16 protein-coding genes are annotated in these 17,253 nt (G+C 62.5%); 7 read left to right on the forward strand and 9 right to left on the reverse strand.

The genetic code is table 11. The annotated features are described in order from the left end of the window. The first annotated feature begins 55 nt into the window (after positions 1–55). The 3 genes from ACR3EK_RS13775 to ACR3EK_RS13785 are packed head-to-tail and all read left to right on the forward strand — an operon-like array spanning position 56 to position 2,885. A complete protein-coding gene (locus tag ACR3EK_RS13775; protein WP_480633642.1) occupies positions 56–1,297 on the forward strand; it encodes a flagellar hook-length control protein FliK in 1,242 nt (413 codons plus the stop codon). A gap of 3 nt (positions 1,298–1,300) precedes the next feature. After that, complete coding sequence (locus ACR3EK_RS13780; RefSeq protein ID WP_480633643.1) at positions 1,301–1,966, forward strand: flagellar hook capping FlgD N-terminal domain-containing protein; 666 nt, start codon at positions 1,301–1,303, stop codon at positions 1,964–1,966. A gap of 25 nt (positions 1,967–1,991) precedes the next feature. Further along, on the forward strand, positions 1,992–2,885 hold the full coding sequence (locus tag ACR3EK_RS13785; RefSeq protein WP_480633644.1) for a phosphotransferase: 894 nt from the start codon (positions 1,992–1,994) through the stop codon (positions 2,883–2,885). Between the two features lie 12 nt (positions 2,886–2,897). Here ACR3EK_RS13785 and ACR3EK_RS13790 read toward each other — a convergent pair whose 3' ends face one another. The 5 genes from ACR3EK_RS13790 to ACR3EK_RS13810 all read right to left on the reverse strand — a co-directional run bounded on the left by ACR3EK_RS13790 (position 2,898) and on the right by ACR3EK_RS13810 (position 8,188). Continuing rightward, complete coding sequence (locus ACR3EK_RS13790; protein ID WP_480633645.1) at positions 2,898–4,199, reverse strand: NAD(P)/FAD-dependent oxidoreductase; 1,302 nt, start codon at positions 4,197–4,199, stop codon at positions 2,898–2,900. Next, positions 4,196–5,014: an ABC transporter permease gene (locus ACR3EK_RS13795; RefSeq protein WP_005980381.1), complete on the reverse strand. Its 819-nt coding sequence runs from the start codon at positions 5,012–5,014 to the stop codon at positions 4,196–4,198. The genes ACR3EK_RS13790 and ACR3EK_RS13795 overlap by 4 nt, the downstream gene beginning before the upstream one ends. Continuing rightward, a complete protein-coding gene (locus ACR3EK_RS13800) occupies positions 5,011–5,901 on the reverse strand; it encodes an ABC transporter permease subunit (protein ID WP_170364861.1) in 891 nt (296 codons plus the stop codon). Before ACR3EK_RS13800 ends, ACR3EK_RS13795 begins: the two co-directional genes overlap by 4 nt. After that, positions 5,901–7,028, reverse strand: coding sequence for an ABC transporter ATP-binding protein (locus tag ACR3EK_RS13805; RefSeq protein ID WP_170372953.1), 1,128 nt, complete (start codon positions 7,026–7,028; stop codon positions 5,901–5,903). The genes ACR3EK_RS13800 and ACR3EK_RS13805 overlap by 1 nt, the downstream gene beginning before the upstream one ends. A 74-nt stretch (positions 7,029–7,102) precedes the next feature. Continuing rightward, entirely contained in the window at positions 7,103–8,188 is a 1,086-nt protein-coding gene (locus ACR3EK_RS13810; RefSeq protein WP_480633646.1) for a polyamine ABC transporter substrate-binding protein, read from the reverse strand. Positions 8,189–8,328: 140 nt separating this feature from the next. Here ACR3EK_RS13810 and ACR3EK_RS13815 point away from each other — a divergent pair, with 140 nt between their 5' ends. Together ACR3EK_RS13815 and ACR3EK_RS13820 are read left to right on the forward strand one after the other, a co-directional pair. Then, complete coding sequence (locus ACR3EK_RS13815; protein WP_093964408.1) at positions 8,329–9,012, forward strand: GntR family transcriptional regulator; 684 nt, start codon at positions 8,329–8,331, stop codon at positions 9,010–9,012. Between the two features lie 75 nt (positions 9,013–9,087). Then, positions 9,088–10,485, forward strand: a complete 1,398-nt coding sequence (locus ACR3EK_RS13820; protein WP_170439808.1) for an aspartate aminotransferase family protein — start codon at positions 9,088–9,090, stop codon at positions 10,483–10,485. 51 nt (positions 10,486–10,536) lie between these two features. Here the strand turns inward: ACR3EK_RS13820 and ACR3EK_RS13825 are convergent, their stop codons facing one another. Further along, on the reverse strand, positions 10,537–11,850 hold the full coding sequence (locus tag ACR3EK_RS13825) for a lytic murein transglycosylase (protein WP_480633647.1): 1,314 nt from the start codon (positions 11,848–11,850) through the stop codon (positions 10,537–10,539). A gap of 65 nt (positions 11,851–11,915) precedes the next feature. Then, positions 11,916–12,629, reverse strand: a complete 714-nt coding sequence (locus tag ACR3EK_RS13830) for a helix-turn-helix transcriptional regulator (RefSeq protein ID WP_480633648.1) — start codon at positions 12,627–12,629, stop codon at positions 11,916–11,918. Between the two features lie 82 nt (positions 12,630–12,711). Between ACR3EK_RS13830 and ACR3EK_RS13835 the strand changes: the two genes are divergently transcribed. Together ACR3EK_RS13835 and ACR3EK_RS13840 are read left to right on the forward strand one after the other, a co-directional pair. Next, a complete protein-coding gene (locus ACR3EK_RS13835; protein ID WP_093964218.1) occupies positions 12,712–13,410 on the forward strand; it encodes a glutathione S-transferase family protein in 699 nt (232 codons plus the stop codon). Further along, positions 13,407–13,793 (forward strand): DUF1801 domain-containing protein, encoded by a 387-nt coding sequence (locus ACR3EK_RS13840; protein ID WP_480633649.1) that lies wholly within the window; start codon positions 13,407–13,409, stop codon positions 13,791–13,793. Before ACR3EK_RS13835 ends, ACR3EK_RS13840 begins: the two co-directional genes overlap by 4 nt. Here ACR3EK_RS13840 and rnr read toward each other — a convergent pair. Next, positions 13,784–16,048 (reverse strand): ribonuclease R, encoded by a 2,265-nt coding sequence (gene rnr, locus ACR3EK_RS13845; protein WP_480633650.1) that lies wholly within the window; start codon positions 16,046–16,048, stop codon positions 13,784–13,786. The genes ACR3EK_RS13840 and rnr overlap by 10 nt on opposite strands. A 65-nt stretch (positions 16,049–16,113) precedes the next feature. Continuing rightward, positions 16,114–17,253, reverse strand: coding sequence for a succinyl-diaminopimelate desuccinylase (dapE, locus tag ACR3EK_RS13850; RefSeq protein ID WP_480633651.1), 1,140 nt, complete (start codon positions 17,251–17,253; stop codon positions 16,114–16,116).

Below are 17,253 nucleotides of genomic sequence, written 5' to 3' on the forward strand. Positions count from 1 at the left end.
TAAACGTAACTACCTTGAGGGCAGGTTTGGGCCAAACAACCGGAGCCGGAGCAAAATGCCCAACGCCCTGACCATGATGACCAATGTGATTTCCGGCGGAAAGCCGGATTGGGCCGCAAAGTCCGAGCCCCCAACAAAAGGCGACTCGGATTTCGCGGAACTCATGGCCGAAGATGAGATGCCGAACCTCGAGGCCGAAGCGAAACCTCATCCGGACAGCCGCGCGGGTCCGGAAATCGTGGATGGCGATGAAAACACCGACCCTGACGTCCCGCAGGTCGAACCCGATTTGGCTGAACCGCTGGAATTGCAGGGATCACAACAGGACGCTCGACAGAAAGACACGCCTCTGCCCATGGCAACGCCCGGTGAACCTCCAAAGCGCGAGGCGACGGCGCACGCCACTCCCGGGGCCAGCCCTCCGGCGGAGGGACGCCAGTCAACCGCCGCCGCGGCCATGCGCGCAGTAACCTCTGATCCCGATCGCCGATCGCTCGCGGGCGACACGGGCAAGGGAGCCGAAGCGCCCGAGCGTGCCGGGAACACACCGTCGCAACCTATGCCAGCTGCAAAAGAGCAGTTGAACGCCACCGAACCTGGAATGAGTGGGGGCCTGCAGAACCGAAAGGACGAATTGCGCACTGCAGCCGGAAAAGAAGCCAGACGCGACGAGCAGGCCACCGGATCGGGGGTGGTGGTTCAGCGGCCGACCAAACCTGCAGGCCAGGGAACGGAATCCATCATCCGGGCGCAGATCGTCGGTATATCGGAACGCGCAGCACTGAAGGACCCGATGCCAGAGGACAGTCTGCACGACCGGATGCCAACGCAGGACTTGGGTACGACCCCAGCGCAAAGGGATACAGGCCCGACCAACGGCGCCCCGTTCTCGGGCCGGGCGGAAATTGCTCGGGCAGTCGCCGGGCAAATGGCGGCAACCATCGTCGCAAAGCCGGGAAGCGGAAGCGTGGAAATCGCACTGACTCCGGAAGAGCTGGGCAAAGTTTCGATCAAGGTGACCGGGCGCGAAGACGGGTTGCACATGATGATCGTCGCTGACCGGCCCGAAACCATGGATCTCATGCGCCGGCATATTTCGATCCTTTCAGCCGAGTTCAAAGAGATGGGGCTGGGCGATCTTTCCTTTGAACTGGGCACCTCGGCGAACCCAGAACAGGACGCTGAGCCAACTGAACGAAGCACATTCATCACCACAGGGGAGCTTGACCCTGCAACCGAAACACCCGCTCTGGCCCGCCCAACTCAGGTGGACCGGGCGTTGGACCTGAGGCTTTGACCCATGATCACCACAGCGGCATCCGCGACACATACACCCTCAACAGCGCAGCCAACGAGAACTTCGACAGCGACAGGGCTGACCTCGGACTTTGAGACGTTTCTGATGATGTTGACGGCGCAGGCGCGCAACCAGGATCCTCTGGAGCCACTGGATTCGTCGGAATATGCGTCGCAACTCGCCCAGTTTTCGATGGTCGAGCAGCAGGTGCAGACCAACGACCTTCTGGCAAACCTCACCGCCACCCTGAGCAGCGTCAATCTGGATGAGCTGTCCAACTGGATTGGGGTCGATGTTCAGGGGGCAGCCTCCTTCCGGTTTGATGGCCAGCCGCAGACCATGTTCACTCAGCCCGACCTGGGCGCGGATGCGTCTGTGCTGGTCATCAAGGATTCTGACGGAACCGAAATCGACCGGGTCTCTGTTCCGGTCTCCGAGACCGAGTTTCTTTGGGCTGGAGTGGATGCATCGGGCAATCCGCTGCCCAACGGCACCTATTCCGCAACGCTGGAAAGCTTTTTGGGGGATGAACTGCTCTCGGCGCGGCCTGCGGCCACCTACAGCCGCGTCGTCGAAGCCCAAGTCGGGGCCGGTGTCGTCATGTTGACCTTGGACAGCGGCGTCGTGATTCCGGCAACCGACGTCGTTGCCGTTCGTACCGGCGCTTGAACTCGGGGGCGCTGCGGGCCAAGGATTGGCCGTCCAGATTCGCAACGCTCCGGTGTCTCAACTGTCCGTTCCAACCGCTCCTCCAACCGGCCTTGCAGACCAACTTGTCGAAAGCGGGTTGATCACAAAAGACGCCCAGTTCGAAACGCTGTATGGCGGACGCACGAACCAGGTGTGGAAGGTATTGGACGCCGAGCCGGACCGGGTTTTGAAGTTCTATCGGTCTTCCCTTCAAAACCCGCTGTTTCGCAACGACGCCCAACTCGAAGCAGCCTGTCTGCACGCACTTGCTGCGACGGGGTTTGTTCCGCGGCTTCGCGCCTCGGGCAGCTTTGGCCCGGATCGCTGGGTTTTCTATGACCATGCGGCTGGCACTCCGTGGCGAGAAGGGACCGCGCAGGTGGCGAAACTGCTGCATAATCTGCACGCCCGAGAAATCGTGCTAGAGGTCCCTAAGGGATGCAATGGAAGCGTTGATCTCGATCATCACGGCACCCGTATTTTGAACGGTTGCCGCTCGGGACTCAGCGCCGTTCTGGCCGAACGCAAACCCAGGGTCCGGGTGCCGCCGACCCCCCGAGTATGCCTGATCCATGGCGACCCGGTGGCCGGCAACATCCTCGTCTCCTCTGCGGGGCTGACACTGATCGACTGGCAATGCCCGGCGATGGGTGACCCATGCGAGGATCTTGCCCTGTTCCTGTCACCCGCCATGCAGCATCTCTATCGCGGCAAGGCGCTGACCCCCGAGGAAGAGGCTACGTTTCTGTCGGCCTATGACAGCCCGCCGACGGTGCGCCGATACCTCGAGCTAAAGCCCTGGTACAATTGGCGTATGGCTGCCTACTGCCTGTGGCGGGCCGAGAATGGTGCGCCAGCCTATAGGGCCGGGTTTGACCTTGAGGTTGCGGCCCTCTGACCGTGGGCCGTATCACAAATCGGCAAGAGCCATGGCCGCATAAGCCGGTGGCATCAGCAGTCGCCGCCAGCGCCCGAATGGGAACTTTGACGGCGGTTTGGCCATGACGTCCGGAATATTCGCGGGCTCACCCAAAACCAAGCGGGCCAATGCCCGCCCGCAATAGCTGCCCATCGCCACGCCGTTCCCGTGATAGGCCAGACCGGCAAACAAGCCCGGGTGGCCCGGAACCTCCCCGACAAAGGGCAGCAGGTCACGGGTCAGGCAAACCATACCTGACCACATATGAGTTGCCTCAACCTCGGCCCAACCCGGGAACATGCGATCAAAGTCACTGCGTACTTTGCGACGGATCGCAGCTTCGGCGCGCGGCGAGGACATTAGGCCTCCTCGCATTCCGAACAGGAACCGGTTGTCCGGCATCAGACGGAAATAGTGCAGCAGGTTGCGCGTGTCGTACGCCATCTGGCGCGAAGTCCAACCCTGTTCCTGCAATTCAGCTTCGGTCAGCGGACGTGTCACCATGACCGTAGACTGGGCGGGCATGTAACGGGCGGCCAACCAGTCGGGCAGATCGTCGCTGGAATAACCGTTGGTGCAGATCAACACCGTCTTGGCCTGGATACGGCCCGCGGGGGTGGTCATCTTGTACTCGGACCCGGCTTTTCTGATGTCCTGAACCGGGCTTTTCGAGAATACTGCGGCACCTTGCGCCTGCGCGGCCCGGGCCAACCCGAACAGGTATTTCTGCGGGTTCAGCCCAAAACCGACCGGGTCGGTATATCCGCCAAGGAAACGGCCCCGCATACCGAGGCGTTCCAAATCCGACGGCTCATGCAGAACCCCACCGCTTTCCGCGTGACGCCGCAGCCGCTCCATCGCGCGCGGGCTGTGCGCCAACTGCGTCTCCCCTTCGGAGTGAACGTCTGCGTCGATCCGAAAGCGCTGCAAAAGATCCGCAACCAAGGCGACCGCGTCGGTTTCGGCCTGCGCATAATCCTGTGCCGCCGAAATCCCATAGCGCCGCGCAAGTGTCGCCGAACCAAGCTTGGACCCTCCTTGGCAGCAAAACCCACCATTGCGCCCCGAAGCGCCCCAGCCCGGAGTTTCGGCCTCGAACACAGCGACAGACACACCGCGTTCGGCGAGGTGCAGGGCAGCAGACAATCCGGTGAACCCGCCGCCGACAATCGCAACGTCGGTCGACAAATCACCCGAATGAACGGGCCAGTCAGGCGCCGTAGTGGTTTCATCCCACCAACACCCCTCACGGGGGCCGGGGCCATAGGTATAGGCCGGAAAGATCCGCCTCATTCGGTGCGCGCGGCAGCTTGTTCCTCTTGCCGCTGCCGGACCATCGCGCGTTTCGACACCAGCGAAGCGGTGATAACGCCCACGGTGACCACGGCGATCATGATGGTCGACAGCGCGTTGATTTCCGGGCTGACCCCCAGACGTACGGCCGAGAAAATCTTGATCGGCAGGGTCGTGGCCGAGGGGCCGGACGTGAAGGACGCGATCACCAGGTCATCCAGCGACAGGGTGAAGGCCAGAAGCCACCCCGAGATCACCGCAGGCGCGATGATGGGGAGCGTCACCAACCTGAAGGCCTGCGCCGGCGAGCAGCCCAGATCCAGCGCCGCCTCTTCCAGCGACCGGTCGAACGTCACCAGCCGCGAGGACACCACGACCGAGACGTAGCACATCGAAAAGGTCGTATGCGCCAGCACGATGGTCAGGATGCCTCGGTCCAGCCCGATCCCGATGAACAGCAGCAGCAGCGACAGGCCGGTGATCACCTCGGGCATCACCAGCGGCGCATAGATCATCCCGGAGAACAGCGTACGGCCAAAGAACCGCCCGCCCCGCACCATGACATAGGCTGCCATGGTGCCCAGAATGGTCGCCAGCGTCGACGAGAACACGGCAACGCGAACGGTGACCCAAGCCGCATCCAGAAACGCCTGGTTCTGCATCAGTTCGCCATACCATTTGGTCGAGAACCCAGCCCAGACCGTGACCAGCTTGCTTTCGTTGAAGCTGAAGATGATCAGGATCACCATCGGGATGTACAAAAACGCAAAGCCCAGCGTCAGCGAGACCGTGTTGAACCAGCTCAGCCTGTTCATTGCTCTGCCTCCGCCTGTTTCTGCTGGTTGCGCTGGAACAGCACGATCGGGATCACCAGGATCAGCAGCAGGATCACCGCCACGGCGCTGGCCACCGGCCAGTCGCGGTTCGAGAAGAACTCCTCCCACAAGACCTTGCCGATCATCAGCGTGCCCGACCCGCCCAGCAGCGAGGGGATCACGAATTCACCGATCACCGGAATCATCACCAGGAAGCATCCCGCGATGATGCCTGGGCGCGACAGTGGGATGGTCACCAGCCAGAAGGCCTGCGTGCGCGAACAGCCCAGATCCTCAGCCGCCTCGATCAGCGAGCCGTCCAGCCGATCGAGCGCGGCGTAGATCGGCAGGATCATGAAGGGCAGATAGGTGTAGACGATGCCGATATAGACAGCCGTCTGCGTGTTCAGGATGGTCAGCGGGGTCGAGATGATGCCCGTCCACAGCAGGAACTGGTTCAGGTAGCCTTCGTTCGACAGGATCCCCATCCACGCATAGACGCGGATCAGGAACGAGGTCCAGAACGGCAGGATCACCAGCATCATCAGCGTCGGGCGCCATTCCTCGGGCGCGCGGGCCATGCCATAGGCGATCGGATAGCCCACCACCAGGGTCAGCGCGGTCGCGATCAGCGCGATCTTGACGCTGGACAGGTAGGCTTTCCAGTACAGGTCGTCCTCGGTCAGCCAGACGAAATTCTCGAAATCCAGCTGGCTGAAGAACTCCTTGATCCCGGCCCAGCCCTGCGACAAATCAAGGGTCGGGGTGTAGGGCGGGATCGCAAGCGCGATGTCCGACAGCGAGATCTTCAACACGATGAAGAACGGCACCAGAAACAGGGCCAGCAGCCAGACATAGGGGATGGCGATCAGGACCGCGCGGCGCATCAGTCTGCCAGCAGAACCGCCGCCGTGGCTGTCCAGGACAGCCAGACAGGGTCTTCCCATGTGAAGGACCGGCGCGAGATGCGGCGGGTATTGGCCGTTTGCGCCTTGATGATCGTCCCGTTTGGCAATTCGACATGGTAGGTCGACAGGTTGCCCAGATAGGCAATGTCATGCACCTTGCCCTGCACGGCGTTGACGGCATCGGCGGGACGCTCGGCCGAGATCGTTACCTTTTCCGGCCGGATGGCCAGGTGACAGGCCTGCCCGTTTCCGAAGCTTGCCGCGGACGTGGCGGTCAGAGGCGGCTGGCCCTCGGCCCATTCGATACTGTACGTGCCCTCACCGGCTGCGGTTGCACGGCCTTCGATGATGTTCACGTCCCCGATGAAATCGGCGACATAGACAGAATTGGGGTTTTCATAAATGCGGTCGGGCGTGGCGACCTGCATCAGCTTGCCCTGATCCATCACGGCAACGCGGCTGGCCACCGTCATCGCCTCTTCTTGGTCGTGGGTCACGATCACGAAGGTGGTGCCGGTCTTTTCCTGAATGTCCATCAGCTCGAACTGGGTGTCCTGGCGCAGCTTCTTGTCCAGCGCGCCCAGCGGTTCGTCCAGCAGCAGCAATTTGGGCGCCTTGGCCAGCGACCGGGCCAGCGCCACGCGCTGACGCTGGCCACCGGAAATCTGGTGCGGTTTGCGGCGGGCGAATTTCTCAAGACGGGTCAGGCGCAGCATCTCCTCGACCCGGTCTTCCAGATCATGCTTGGGCATGTTGTCCCGGCGCAGGCCAAAGGCGATGTTGTCCCAGACGTTCAGATGGGGAAACAGCGCATAGGACTGGAACATCATGTTGACCGCCCGCTTGTTCGGCGGCACCGGGTCGATGTCCTGACCACTCAGCATGATGTGACCTTCGGTGGGTTTCTCGAACCCCGCCAGCATCCGCATCATCGTCGTCTTGCCGCAACCCGACGGCCCCAGCAAAGCAAAGAATTCCCGCTCGAAGATGTCCAGCGACAGATTGTCGATGGCAGTAAAGTCCCCGAATCGCTTGGTCACATTTTTGAACTGGATCAAGGGTTTCGCCTGCGGATCTTCCCACGGCGCAAAGACGGTAGAGTTCAAATCGGCCCCCGTAAGTCAGCCTGTACAGGTTGTGCGCAAGGCAGAACCATTCTGCCTTGCGCAATCATTTCGGATCAGGTGCCCGATTTGATCTTGGTCCACAGACGGGTCACGACCCGCTGCGTTTTGGCCGGGTAAGGCGTGGTGATGTAGAGGTTCTGCATCGTGGCATCATCCGGGTAGATCGCCGGATCGCCGATCACGTCTTCTTCCAGAAACTCCTGCGACGCCTTGTTGCCGTTGGCGTAGTAGACGTAGTTCGACGCCGCCGCCATGTTGTTGGCATCCAGGATGAAGTTCAGGAATTTATGCGCGCCGTCCGGGTTGGGTGCATCCACCGGAATGGCCATCTGGTCGAACCACATCAGCGAGCCTTCGGCAAACGGATGGTATTCGATGGTCACACCGTTGTCGGCCTCATCCGCCCGATCGCGGGCCTGCAGAATGTCGCCCGACCAGCCCACGGCCACGCAGATGTCGCCATTGGCCAGCGCATTGATGTATTCCGAGCTGTGGAACTTCTGGATGTAGGGACGCACGCCCGTCAGCACTTCTTCGGTCTTGGCGATCACGTCGGTGTCATGGCTGTCCGGGTCTTCGCCAATGTACTGGAGTACCATGGGAATGATCTCGGACGGCGCGTCCAGGAAATGGACGCCGCATGAGGCCAGCTTTTCCATGTTCTCGGGCTTCAGCACCAGGTCCATGCTGTTCAAGGGCGCATCGTCGCCCAGCACTTCCTTGACCTTGTCGACATTCACGCCCAGCCCCGTGGTGCCCCACATGTAGTTGATCGAATAGGCGTTGTCCGGGTCATATCCGGCCGTACGTTCCTGGATCACATCCCAGAGGTTAACTGCATTGGGCAGCTTGGTCATGTCCAGTTTCTGGAAGGCTCCAGCCTGGATCTGGCGCTGAAGGAAGGTGCCCGACGGCACCACCACATCGTAACCGGATCCTCCGGCCAGCATCTTGGTTTCCAGAACCTCGTTGCTGTCGAACACGTCGTAGATCAGGGTCAGACCCGTCTCTTCCTGGAATTTGCTCAGCAACTCCTCGTCGATGTAGTCCGACCAGTTGTATACGCGCACCTCTTCCGCAACAGCGGCCGACGTCCCCAATGCGACAATTGCCGTCATCGTCAGCGTTTTGATTTTCATTTTCTTCTCCCTGCAAGTGTACGGGCATTTTCCCGTTTTTTTGGATTTGATCAAGTTTTGCGTTTTCCCTCGATACGTCGTATGGTTTCACGGGGCAAGAAACCTGACAAGCCGGGAGCATTGGGATCGGGGTGAACCAATTGGATTTGATCAAAAATAAGGCATCTGCTGCAGTGACCCAGACCGAAAAACGACCAGCACATGAACAGGTGTACCAGACACTGAAGTCGCAGATCATGTTCGGCGATCTGGTGCCGGGGCAACCGGTCACGATCCAAGGCTTGACCGATTCGCTGGGCGTAGGCATGACCCCGGTGCGCGAGGCTATCCGGCGCCTGATCTCGGACGGTGCGCTGATCTTTCAGGGCAACCGGCGGGTCAGCGTTCCCCTTCTGACCGCAACAGATGTCGAACAGATGATTTTCGCCAGAAATGCCGTAGAATCAGAGCTTTCCCGGCGCGCAGCAGTCAACATGACCACGGCGGATATCGACCAGCTTGAAAAGATCGACGAACAGCTGGATCGCACGATCGCCGACGGGGACGTTGGCGGCTATCTTCGCCTGAACCATGCATTCCACGAAAAGCTCTATGACCACGCCGGCGCGCCGATTCTAAAGGATCTGGCCGAGCGCCTGTGGCTGCGATTCGGGCCGTCCTTGCGCGTCGTCTGCGGGCGTTTCGGCACCCAGAGCCTTCCGGACCGGCACAAGGACATCATCGATGCCTTGCGCGCCAGCGACGCTGAAAAAGTCGCAAAAGCAACGACCCAGGACATCGAACAGGGCATGGAACTGATGGCCGAGGCGCTGGCGACCGAATAGGTCAGCGCGATTCGATTGACAGGAAAAAATTTGATCATATTGTGACGGCAACCGCTGTTGCAGGAGTAGAGACCGATGTCGACCATCACCAACCACATGCCGACCGCCGAATTGCAGGCCCTGGATGCGGCGCATCACCTTCACCCGTTTTCGGCCAACGGCGCACTGGGCAAGGAAGGCGCGCGCGTCATCACTCGTGCCAAGGGCGTTTATCTGACCGACAGCGAGGGCGAAGAGATCCTGGACGCCATGGCCGGTCTGTGGTGCGTGAACGTCGGCTATGGCCGCGACGAACTGGCCGAAGTGGCGGCGCGCCAGATGCGCGAACTGCCCTACTACAACACCTTCTTCAAAACGACCCATGTCCCGGCGATCGCGCTGGCGGCGAAACTGGCCGAGCTGGCGCCGGGTGACCTGAACCATGTCTTCTTCGCCGCCGGCGGGTCCGAGGCCAATGACACCAACATCCGTCTGGTCCGCACCTATTGGGCGGAAAAGGGTCACCCCAACAAGAACATCATCATCAGCCGCCACAACGCCTATCACGGGTCGACCGTCGGGTCGGCCTCGCTGGGCGGCATGGCCGGCATGCACGCGCAGGGCGGCATCCCGATCCCGAACATCCACCACATCAACCAGCCCAACTGGTGGGCCGAGGGCGGCGACATGACGCCCGAAGAATTCGGCCTGGCCCGCGCACGCGAGCTGGAAGAGGCGATCCTGGAACTGGGCGAAGACCGCGTTGCCGCCTTCATCGCCGAGCCGGTCCAGGGTGCGGGCGGCGTGATCGTCGCGCCCGACACCTACTGGCCGGAAATCCAGCGCATCTGCGACAAGTACGACATCCTGCTGATCGCCGACGAGGTGATCTGCGGCTTTGGTCGAACCGGCAACTGGTTCGGCTCGCAGACCATGAACATCCGCCCGCATATCATGACCATCGCCAAAGGGCTCAGCTCGGGCTATGCGCCCATCGGCGGCTCGATCGTCAATGACGAGATTGCCGAGGTGATCGGCGGGACCGAGTTCAACCACGGCTATACCTATTCGGGCCACCCCGTCGCGGCGGCCGTCGCGCTGGAAAACCTGCGCATTCTGGAAGAAGAAAAGATCGTCGAGCATGTGCGCGATGTCGCCGCCCCCTATCTGAAACAGAAATGGGAGGCGCTGGTCGAGCACCCGCTGGTGGGCGAGGCCAAGATCGTGGGCATGATGGCCTCGATCGCGCTGACGCCGGACAAGGCCAGCCGGGCCAAGTTCGCCTCCGATCCGGGCACGGTCGGGTACATCTGCCGCGATCGCTGCTTTGCCAACAACCTGATCATGCGCCATGTGGGCGACCGGATGATCATCTCGCCGCCGCTGGTCCTGACCCCGGCAGATATCGACGAGATGTTCGTGCGCATTTACAAGTCGCTGGACGAGGCGCAGGCCGAGATCATCGCCCAGGGCTTGATGAAAGCGGCCTCGTGAATTCAGGGAAATATCAAAAAAGGGCGGTCCGGTAGGGCCGCCCTATTTCGTTCACCGCATCCGTTCCAGCAATTGCACGGTTGCGTACCCATCCGGCAAAAGACCACGCGCCATCTGATAGGCCCGCAGCGCATTGATGGTGTTCGGACCGATCCGCCCGTCGATGGCCTGCGTGTCGAACCCGGCCAGGGTCAGGCGCAGCTGCAATTCCTTGCGTTCGGTAAAACTCAGCACCCGGTCGCCGCGCGGCCAGTTGGCGCGGAACGGACCCTGCCCGGCCAGCCGGTCTGACAGATGGCCGATGCCGATCACATAGGCATCGGCGCCGTTGTAGCGCTCGATCACGCTGAAATTGTCAAAGATCATCAAGGCCACGCCACCGCTGCCCGCCGGCAACAGGATCGAGGCGGGTCCAAAATCTGCAATGCCACCGCCGTTCGCGGCGCGGACGCCGCGTGCGGCCCATTCCGAAGGCATCAGACTAACGTCCCGACTGGCGCTGGCATAGTCGAACCCCTTCGGCAAACGCACCTCGACCGCCCATGGCTGACCTTTGGTCCACCCGAACTTGGCAAGGTAGGCGGCAGCAGACGCAAGCGCATCCGTAGGATCGTCCGACCAGATGTCGCGGCGTCCGTCGCCGTCGAAGTCAACCGCGTGCTCGAGGTATGAGGTCGGCATGAATTGCGTGTGCCCCATGGCACCCGCCCAACTGCCCGTCATTCGGTCCGAGGTGATGTCGCCGGCCTGCACGATTTGCAATGCCGCGAGCAACTGTGTTTCAAAAAACTGCGCGCGCCGCCCGTCATGGGCAAGCGTTGCAAGCGACCGGATTGTCTGGCTGCTGCCCCGATACGTGCCGTAGGATGTTTCCAGCCCCCAGACCGCGACCACCACCTCTTTTTCGACCCCGTACCGGGCTTCGATCCGGTCCAGCGTATCCTTGTACCGCACCAGCGCCTTGCGCCCATTCGCGATGCGCAGGTCTGACACGGCCGAATCCAGATACTCCCAGATCGGTTTCGAGAACTCGGCCTGACTGCGATCGCGCTTGATGGCGTCGTTGTCGTAGGTCAGGCCTGACAATGACCGGTCCAGGACCTGCGGCCGGATACCTGCCGCAACTGCCCGGTGCCGGAAGGCGTTCAACCAAGTCTCGAAGCTGGTGTTGCCTTCGACGACCACCCGGTGCATGCCGGTGGTCGGCCTTGGCACCGGCCGGATCGAAACCGTCAGATCGGCCGACGCCAACTGGATCGAATCCAGCGCCGGTCTGATCTGCGGTCGTTTGGTTGTATTCGAAGTCTCCGCCTGCAAGATGGATGCCCAAAATGCGGCGGCCACAAAGCCACACACATATTTCATGATTCAGGTTTTCCTGATTACTGCTCGCAGACAGGGTACCCCAGATTGCGCAAATCACAAAGCGCTCAGGACTGGCTCTCTTGATCTTTTGCTTCGCGCTCGGCCCGGATCTTGGCCAGCGCCTCTCGCAGCAAAGGCACGCGGTTGGGGCGGAAACTGTCCTGGGTGACGGACATCGCGCGCATCCGGTCCAACCGAAACACGCGAAAATCCCGCCTCAGATGGCACCAGCTGAGCAGTACGCTGGCATGATCCATGTACACGATGCTCAGTGGGCTCACGCGGCGCTGGGTGTCGTCACCTTTCGCATCGGTATAGTCGAACTCGACCACACGCTCGTCCCACGTCGCCTGCCGCAGGTCGGCAACTTCGATGCCGGGTGCGGCAGGACGGTCGAACCGGGTGGCGGTCAGCACTGCGTGGCTCAGGCGGTGGGACTGGCGGTGGGGCAGCCGGCCCTGCAGTTTGCGCAGCGCCGCACCGGCGGCGTCCGACAGAGCCGGGTCTCCGATCAGTTGCACCTCGCGCAGGCCAAGAACCAGCGCCTCCAACTCGTCATCGGTGAATCCCAGCGGCGGCAGTGTCGCATCTTCGATAAGGGTAAACCCGAACCCGGCCTCGCCATCAATGACTGCACCGAGACCACGCAGAGCGTCGATGTCGCGATGCACGGTGCGTGCCGAAACCCCCAGATCCTGCGCCAACTGCGCCGAGGTCTTGGGCGGCGGGCCAGACCGCAAGGCCTGCATCAATTGGAACAGTCGGGCGGTGCGGGACATGATGTCATTCAACCTAAACCTAATGACAGAAACTGTCATTAGCCCGCGTTAGACCGGCGGCACCCCAATTTCGGAGCCCATTATGTTGACCCTTCTTACCTACCCTTCCGCTTTCGGACTTTTCAGCGCCAGCCCCTTTTGCGTCAAAACCGCCTATATGCTGCAGCTGGCCGGGCTGCATTGGCGCCGCTCGGACATGGTCGATCCGCGACAGATGCCGCACAGCAAGTTGCCGGTTTTGCGCACACCCGAACGTCTGGTGCCGGACAGCGACCAGATTCGCGACTGGTTGGAAGCGCAGGGCGCCGAATTCGACCGTGGCCTGAGCGATGTGCAAAAGGGCCAGTCCCGCGCGTTGATCCGCATGGCCGAGGAACATTTGTACTTCCAGATTGTCATGGACCGCTGGGCCAACGACGAGGTTTGGCCAGTTCTGCGCGACACCTTCTTCTATGAGATTCCCCGAATCGTCCGACGCCCGATCTCGAACTCGGTCCGGAAATCGGTCTTGAAAGGCCTTCGGTCGCAAGGGATCGGGCGCTTCTCCGAGGCTGAACGGATGGCGCGGGTCGAACGCGACCTCGAGGCGATCTCAGCCTATCTGTGGCAGGCCCCGTATCTTTTGGGGGATCACCCCACTTCGGCCGACCTCAGCGTCGGCCCGATGCTGGCTGCGATGCGGGCCACTCCGGCCGATACCCGGCTGACCCGGCGCATCAAACAGGATACGCTGCTGAACAGTTATGTTGACCGGATGGAACAGGCGATCCCCCTGCCATGAGGCCTTTCGATGACCCAAACGTGGCGTCTGCCTACGAGGCATTCGCCGCGGACACCAGAAGCGGCGCTCTGGCTCTGCGCGATCTGGTCTTCGCCACTGCGCAGGAACTTCAGCCGGCAGTTTCGGTGACCGAGGCTCTGCGATGGGGTCAACCGGCCTATCTGAGTCCCAAGGGGACAACCATCAGGCTGGGTAGACACACCTCCTCCCGGTTTGCCCTGTTTGTCCACTGCCAGACCCGGCTTATCGGTGAGTTTACCTCGGCCTTTCCCGACGCTGACAGGATTGACGGCAATCGCGCCATCCTGTTCGACGGGATCGAACAGATCGACCCCGTCCGGCATGGATGGCTGATCGCCCGAGCGTTGACCTATCACCGCTGACGGCGCTTGCGCTCGACCTTGCGTTTGATCTTGTCCTTTTTGCGCTTGGTGCTGACCGACTTGCGCCGTGTCGGACGGCCGGGCCGCCCACGTCCGCCGCCGCGCGGCATGGCCTGATCTTCGATCGACAGCAGCTCCAACTCCAACCCGCCGGTTACCGGCGTGGCCTCGGTCAGGCGCACGGTGACGCGCTGGCCGATGGCGATGGTCAGGCCGGTATCGGCCCCCATCAGGGTGCCGGCCTCGGCGTCGAAGTGAAAGAACTCGCGCCCCAGCGACCGCACCGGCACCAGCCCGTCGGCCCCGGTTTCGTCCAGCTTCACGAAGGCCCCGAACCGGGCGATGCCGCTGATGCGGCCGGTGAACTCGTTGCCGACGCGCTCGCTCAGATAGGCCGCCAGATAGCGGTCGGTCGTGTCGCGCTCGGCCATCATCGAGCGGCGCTCGGTGTCCGAGATGTGGGTGGCGATCTCCTCCAGCCGCTCGATCTCGTCGGCGGTCAGACCGTCCTTGCCCCAGCCATGGGCCGAGATCAGCGCCCGGTGCACGATCAGGTCGGCGTAGCGGCGGATGGGCGAGGTGAAATGCGCATAGTTGCGCAGGGCCAGCCCGAAATGGCCAAAGTTCTCGGGGCTGTAATAGGCCTGCGCCATCGACCGCAAGGTGCTGAGATTGATCAGCTCGGCATCCTCGGTGCCGGCGGCGGCATTCAACAGCGCGTTCAGGTGACGGGTCTGCAGCACCTGCCCCTTGGCCAGATTCAGCCCGGCGGCCTGCGCCGTCTCGCGCAGGCTTTCCAGCTTTTCGGGCGCGGGTTCTTCGTGCACCCGGAACAACAGCGGGCTGCGCTTGGCGATCAGCGTCTCGGCCGCGGCCACGTTGGCCAGGATCATGAACTCCTCGATCAGCCGGTGCGCGTCTAGCCGCTCGCGGAAGGCCACGCTTTCGACCTCGCCCTTGTCGTTCAGCACGATCTTGCGTTCCGGCAGATCCAGGTCCAGCGGCTGGCGTTCGTTGCGGGCCGTCTTCAGTGCGCCATAGGCGGCATAGAGCGGTTTCAGGACGCTCTCCAGCAGCGGCACGGTTCGGTCATTGGGGGTGCCGTCGATGGCCTCCTGCACCTCGGCATAATGCAGAGACGCGGCCGAGCGCATTAGCCCCCGCACAAAGCGGTGGTCGATCTTGTTGCCGTTTGCATCGATCCGCATCCGAACCGCGATACAGGCGCGCGGCACGCCTTCGTGCAGCGAACACAGATCGCCCGACAGACGGTCGGGCAGCATCGGCACGACGCGGTCAGGGAAATAGGTCGAGTTGCCCCGCTTGCGCGCCTCGCGGTCCAGCGCGCTGCCGGGGTGCACATAGGCGGCCACATCGGCAATGGCGACCCAGATCACGTGGCCGCCCGGGTTTTTCGGATCATCATCGGCATGGGCATAGCAGGCGTCGTCATGGTCGCGCGCATCCGATGGGTCGATGGTCAGCAGAGGGATGTCCCGCAGATCCTCGCGCCCTTTCAGCCCGACGGGCTTGGCCCGGTCGGCCTCGGCGATCACGTCATCGGGAAAATCATCCGGGATGCCATGCTGGTGGATCGCGATCAGCGACACCGCCTTGGGCGCGGACGGATCGCCCAGCCGTTCCACGATACGCGCACGCGGCAGCCCCATACGATTTTTCGGCCCGGCCTGCTCGGCCTCGACCAGTTCGCCATCCTTGGCGCCCAGCGCCGCGTCTTCGGCAACCAGCCATTCGGTCGATCCGGCCTTGTCGATGGGCACGATTCGACCGCCCTCGGCGCCCTTGCGGAAAATGCCCACGACCCGGCGCGGATTGGCGCCGATGCGGCGGATCAGGCGGGCCTCGTAATTGTGGTCTTCTTCATGCACCTGGGTCAGCCGGGCCAAGATCCGGTCACCCTCGCCCAGCGCCGGGTCGCTGGCGCGGGAAATGATCAGCACGATCGGCTCGACCCCTTCGCCATGCCATTCCAGCGGCCGCGCGAACAGGTCGCCGTCGGCGTTCGGCGCCTTGACCTGCAGCACGCTGACCGGCGGCAGGCGGTCCGGGTCGCGATAGCTGCGCTTGCGCTTTTCCAGATGGCCCTCGGCCTCAAGCTCTTTGAGGATCCGTTTCAGGTCGATCCGGTCCGCGCCCTTGATGCCAAAGGCCTTGGCAATGTCGCGTTTCGAGGTGAGCGTGGGGTTCGCCGAGATCCAGTCGAGGATCTCCTGCTTGGTCGGTATGCGTTTCATGATTTCCGCCTAGCACGCCGATACGACCGCGTCATGACCAAAAAGTGGCCGGACGCATCAATCGCTCAGGCGAAATAATCGGCCAGGATCCGGGCATAGATCGCCTTGAGCTGGCGGACCTGCTCGACCGGGACGGATTCGTCCACCTGGTGCATGGTGCGTCCGACCAGGCCGAACTCGACCACGGGGCAATGATCCTTGATGAACCGCGCGTCCGAGGTGCCACCGGTGGTGGACAGCTCGGGCCGGCGGCCGGTCTCGGCCTCGACCGCGCGGGCCACCAGTTCCGACAGCGGCCCCGGAGGGGTCACGAAGCTTTCGCCCGAGACCTTGATCCGCGTGTCGATCTGAACGCCGAACTCGGCCGCCACGTCGGCCGCCTGCGCCTTCAGCCAGTCACTGAGACTGGCGCCTGTATGCAGGTCGTTGAACCGGATGTTCACCGCGCCACGGCACTGGGCGGGAATGACGTTGGTGGCCGCGTTGCCGGTGTCCATCGTGACCACCGCCAGGGTCGAAGCGTCGAAATGGTCCGTCCCCCGATCCAGCTCTTGACTGGCCAGCCGATCCATCAGCCGCGCCAGCGCGGGCAGCGGGTTCCTGGCGCGATGCGGATAGGCCGAATGACCCTGCACGCCCGTCACCTCGAACCACGCGGTCATCGACCCGCGGCGGCCGATCTTCATCATCTCGCCCATCTCGTTGGGGCAGGTCGGCTCGCCCACCAGACAGACCGACATCCGCTCGTCTTGCGCCTGCATGTAGTCCAGCAGCGCGGTGGTGCCGTCAACCGCGTCGCCTTCCTCGTCCCCCGTGATGGTCAGGATGATCGCCCCGTCTGGCGGGGTGTCGCGCACGAAATCCACCGCCGCCGCGACAAAGGCCGCCACCCCCGATTTCATGTCGGTCGCGCCCCGACCGTACAGAATGCCATCATGGATTTCCGCGCCGAACGGCGGGCGGGTCCATGCGGCCTCATCGCCCACCGGCACCACGTCGGTATGGCCGTTGAACCCGAAACTGCGCGCATGCCCCTTGTCGCCCCACCGGGCGAACAGGTTGCAGACGCCGCCGCGATCCACCCGCGTGCAGGTGAAAGCGGCCCGCGCCAGGATATCTTCCAGCAGAATCAGCGCCCCGCCTTCCTCGGGTGTGACCGAGGGGCAACGGATCAGGTCTGCGGTCAACTGGACAGAGTCGGTCAT

Source organism: Ruegeria sp. BC8 (assembly GCF_056535705.1).

Excerpts from the sequence above, each read along its gene's own strand:
- ACR3EK_RS13775 (WP_480633642.1), top strand. The coding sequence starts at position 56 with ATGCCCAACGCCCTGACCATGATGACCAATGTGATTTCCGGCGGAAAG.
- ACR3EK_RS13780 (WP_480633643.1), top strand. The coding sequence starts at position 1,301 with ATGATCACCACAGCGGCATCCGCGACACATACACCCTCAACAGCGCAG.
- ACR3EK_RS13790 (WP_480633645.1), bottom strand. The coding sequence starts at position 4,199 with ATGAGGCGGATCTTTCCGGCCTATACCTATGGCCCCGGCCCCCGTGAG.
- ACR3EK_RS13795 (WP_005980381.1), bottom strand. The coding sequence starts at position 5,014 with ATGAACAGGCTGAGCTGGTTCAACACGGTCTCGCTGACGCTGGGCTTT.
- ACR3EK_RS13800 (WP_170364861.1), bottom strand. The coding sequence starts at position 5,901 with ATGCGCCGCGCGGTCCTGATCGCCATCCCCTATGTCTGGCTGCTGGCC.
- ACR3EK_RS13810 (WP_480633646.1), bottom strand. The coding sequence starts at position 8,188 with ATGAAAATCAAAACGCTGACGATGACGGCAATTGTCGCATTGGGGACG.
- ACR3EK_RS13820 (WP_170439808.1), top strand. The coding sequence starts at position 9,088 with ATGTCGACCATCACCAACCACATGCCGACCGCCGAATTGCAGGCCCTG.
- ACR3EK_RS13825 (WP_480633647.1), bottom strand. The coding sequence starts at position 11,850 with ATGAAATATGTGTGTGGCTTTGTGGCCGCCGCATTTTGGGCATCCATC.
- ACR3EK_RS13830 (WP_480633648.1), bottom strand. The coding sequence starts at position 12,629 with ATGTCCCGCACCGCCCGACTGTTCCAATTGATGCAGGCCTTGCGGTCT.
- ACR3EK_RS13835 (WP_093964218.1), top strand. The coding sequence starts at position 12,712 with ATGTTGACCCTTCTTACCTACCCTTCCGCTTTCGGACTTTTCAGCGCC.
- ACR3EK_RS13840 (WP_480633649.1), top strand. The coding sequence starts at position 13,407 with ATGAGGCCTTTCGATGACCCAAACGTGGCGTCTGCCTACGAGGCATTC.
- rnr (WP_480633650.1), bottom strand. The coding sequence starts at position 16,048 with ATGAAACGCATACCGACCAAGCAGGAGATCCTCGACTGGATCTCGGCG.
- dapE (WP_480633651.1), bottom strand. The coding sequence starts at position 17,253 with ATGACCGACTCTGTCCAGTTGACCGCAGACCTGATCCGTTGCCCCTCG.